The sequence below is a fragment of the Streptomyces montanisoli genome (genome assembly GCF_017813245.1).
GTDB classification, from domain to species: Bacteria; Actinomycetota; Actinomycetes; order Streptomycetales; family Streptomycetaceae; genus Streptomyces; species Streptomyces montanisoli.
In genome coordinates this window covers 1-3,319 of record NZ_JAGIQL010000311.1, presented here as the reverse complement: position 1 = coordinate 3,319, position 3,319 = coordinate 1, and the positions used below count along the sequence as shown (strand labels likewise).

Annotated in this window: 3 protein-coding genes and 1 pseudogene; 2 read left to right on the top strand and 2 right to left on the bottom strand. The window is 73.5% G+C overall.

Annotation, left to right across the window (positions count from 1 at the left end):
- A pseudogene (locus tag JFN87_RS32650) lies at positions 1–262 on the bottom strand (hypothetical protein); the annotation flags it as partial.
- A 262-nt stretch (positions 263–524) separates the two neighbouring features.
- Here JFN87_RS32650 and JFN87_RS32645 point away from each other — a divergent pair.
- The gene (locus JFN87_RS32645; protein ID WP_209346072.1) at positions 525–1,319 is read left to right on the top strand and encodes an acyltransferase; all 795 of its coding nucleotides are present in this window, start codon (positions 525–527) and stop codon (positions 1,317–1,319) included.
- A 24-nt stretch (positions 1,320–1,343) separates the two neighbouring features.
- On the opposite strand, the gene JFN87_RS32640 is transcribed toward JFN87_RS32645, so the two are convergent.
- Positions 1,344–2,222 (bottom strand): EamA family transporter, encoded by an 879-nt coding sequence (locus JFN87_RS32640; RefSeq protein WP_209346070.1) that lies wholly within the window; start codon positions 2,220–2,222, stop codon positions 1,344–1,346.
- 122 nt (positions 2,223–2,344) lie between these two features.
- Here JFN87_RS32640 and JFN87_RS32635 point away from each other — a divergent pair, with 122 nt between their 5' ends.
- The gene (locus JFN87_RS32635; RefSeq protein ID WP_307865684.1) at positions 2,345–2,914 is read left to right on the top strand and encodes a helix-turn-helix domain-containing protein; all 570 of its coding nucleotides are present in this window, start codon (positions 2,345–2,347) and stop codon (positions 2,912–2,914) included.
- Positions 2,915–3,319: the final 405 nt, after the last annotated feature.

The following is a 3,319-nucleotide window of genomic DNA, read 5'->3' as shown; positions in this document are numbered from 1 at the left end:
ACCCCCCCCCCCTTATATGAGGGAGAAGAGGGCAAACGAGATAGATCGGAGACAAAAGTTCAGAGGTGTGCTCATCGGATCTGGCCAGCAGCAGCCAGCCGGCGACGGCCGTACCCACCACCCAGCCGCGGGCCGCGCCCGGTGCGGTGGCCGAGACCACGCCCACGCCGGCGGCGGCGACCACGAGCAGGGTCAGGGGGAGGGCGAGCGACGACCGCGCCTCGTGCTGACGGCGCGATCTTGGGGCGACAGGCACTGACATTCCGCGGTCCCTCGGGGTTGGGGTGCGCTCCAGATGTGGCCGTCATGCAACCACGCGTGCTCGCGCCGGTACGCACGGAATGCGGTCAGGCCACCCGTGGGAGGGAGTTGACGGGAGAACCCGTGCGCGGCACTGGTGGTCCGTGGTAGAGGAGGTCACGGTGTGCCGTCCGCCGCCCTTCGCCGCCGTCTGTCGCCGTCCGCCGCCGGCGGCCCCACGGGCAGCGCGCCCGGCCCTTTCGCCGTCCTCTAACGTGTTGCCCGTGCGCAAGAGCGAAGAGGTGTACGAGGCGCTGGCCGCCCTGGGGCGCCGCACGGCCACACGCGCGGTGCACCGCGGCTGGCGGTGGATCCAGGACGCGGGCGCGGTGACGGCCGAGCGCCCGGGCCGTACGCGTTTCCGCCGGATCGGCCCCGGCACCCGGCTCGCGTTCCCGCAGGGGACGGTGTTCGGCGAGCCGTGGATCGAGCTCGGCGACCACTGCGTGGTGGCCGAGCAGGTCACCCTCACTGCCGGGCTCGTACCCGGACTCGACCTCGGCCCCGACCCCTACGTGGTCATCGGGGACGGCGTGGTGCTGGGACGCGGCAGCCACGTCATCGCCGACACGGCGGTGACGATCGGCCGGGACACGTACTGCGGCCCCTACGTCTACATCACGACGACGAACCACAGTTACGACGACCCGGACACCGCCGTCGGCAAGCAGTGGCCGCGCATCGCGCCCGTGGTGATCGGCCCGGGGTGCTGGCTCGGCACGGGCGCCGTGGTGCTGCCGGGCGCCGTGCTCGGCAGGAACGTGGTGGTCGCCGCGGGCTCCGTCGTACGCGGCGATGTGCCCGACCACGCGGTGGTGGCGGGCGCCCCCGCCAGGATCGTGCGGCGCTACGACGATGAGGAGGGGTGGCAGCCGCCGCTGCGCACCCCGGCGCCCCCCGTCCCGTTCCAGCGGGACGGTACGGGCGCCACTGGCGGTCCGGGCACCACGGAGAGCGCGGTCACCACGGACCACACTGTCACCACTGAAGAGAGCGGCAGCCTGAGCGCGGACGGCTGACGGGCGCGCCGGCCGGCTGCCTTCTCAGGCCGTGGCCAGCAGCACCGAGCCGACGAGCGCGAGCCCCGCACCCGCCGCCTGCACCGCCCGCAGTCGCTCGCCGAGCATGCCGCGCGCGGCGAGCGCGGTGACCACCGGGTAGAGCGAGGCGAGCACGGCCGCCACGGTCACAGGACCGTGCTGGGCGGCGACGCTGTACGTGCCGTTGGCCGCGACGTCCGCGAGACCCACGAACGCGAGCGCGGGCAGCGCGGCGAGCAGCACGCGCGCGCCCGTCCTGCCGTCCCGCTCCTTGGGCAGCGCGGGCGCGCCCCGCCGTGCCGACGCCCACAGGGCGGCTCCGCCCACCGCCACATTGGTCACGCGCTGCACGAACAGGGCGAGGAAGAGCCCGGTCACGGTGGTGGACGCGGAGGAGATCAGCGCCATGACCGACCCGAAGCCGAGCGCCGCGACCAGCGTCAGCAGCACCGCCCGGCGCTGCACGGGGGCGCCGCGCAGTTCGGGCCCGCCCGCGAGGACGATGCCGGCCACGGCGACCACGACCCCGGCCAGCTGGGCGAGTCCGGGCCTGCCGCCGACGGCGATGCCCACCGCGACCGGCACGGCGACGCCGAGCGAGCCGAGCGGCGAGACCACGCCCATCGGGCCGAGCGCCAGCGCCTTGTAGAAGCAGAGCATCGCCACCGGCCCCACCACGCCCGCCGCGACCGCGTACCAGAGCCGGGCGCCGCCCTCGTGCCACCCGCCGGTCGCCACGACGATCGCGCCGAGCACGACGACGGCCACGGACTGGGAGACCACGACCACCGTGAGCGCGGGCGTGCGGCGCGTCAGCAGCCCGCCGCCGAAGTCGGCGAAGCCCCACAGCACGCTCGTGGCCAGGGCGAACAGGACGGTCACGGGAAGCCTCGCAGTACAGTGTGGTGGACGCCCCGGTGCACTCTGCTGGAGTACGGCGCCAGCGACACTGTAGTGCACCTTATTGCACTGATGTATCGAATATATTGGACGGACGGACGGTCGTGGACCTCGATCAGCTCACCCAGGCGCTCGGCCGCAACCTCAAGCGCCGGCGGGCCGATCGCGGGCTGACGCTCGACGCACTCGCCGAGCGCTCCGGGGTGAGCCGGGGCATGATCATCCAGATCGAGCAGGCACGCACCAACCCGAGCGTCGGCACCACGGTCAAGCTAGCCGACGCGCTCGGCGTCAGCATCGCCACCCTGCTCGACTTCGAGCGCGGGCCGCAGGTGAGGATCGTCGGCGCCGACCAGACCGTGCGGATGTGGTCCACCCCGGCGGGCAGCCACGCCAGCCTGCTCGTCGGCAGCGAGTCGGACGGGCCGCGCGAGCTGTGGAGGTGGACGCTGATGCCCGGCGACGCCAGCGCGTCCGACCCGCACCCACCGGCCACCACGGAGCTGATCCACGTCTCGGCGGGCGAACTGACCCTGGTCGTCGACGGATCGGCGCACACCGTGCCCGCGGGAAGCTCCGCCGCCTTCGAGGCGAACGTCTCGCACACCTACCGCAACGACGGTGCGAGTCCGGTCGAGATGGTGATGTCGGTGTCCATCCCGCCGGTGCGCTGAACGCGCCGGGCGTCGTCTTCGCGGAACCGGCGGCCCCGTTTCGCCTGCGGCAGCAACGGACTGACGGCCGGTCAGGCCTGCCGGGCGCGGGCGGGGGCCCGACGGCCGAGCGCGCACGCACCGTTGACGGCCTCCGCCGAACGCGGCAAAGTTCTCGCGGCGGATGAACCGACAACGTTGTCAAAACGTTGTCGCTCCAGTGTCGTACCGGACAGAGGAGTGGTGGCATGACGTTCGAGGAGGGGTCTGCGCGGCGGGGAGGCCTCCTCGAACGTCTTGGCGCTGGTCCGGGGAGGACGGGTCCCAAGTCCTGTCACCGCTGGATTTGGAGTGTCGTCTGTGCCGCCAGGAGAGGGGGGGGGGGGGGGGGGGGGGGGGGGGGGGGGGGGGGGGGGGGGGGGGGGG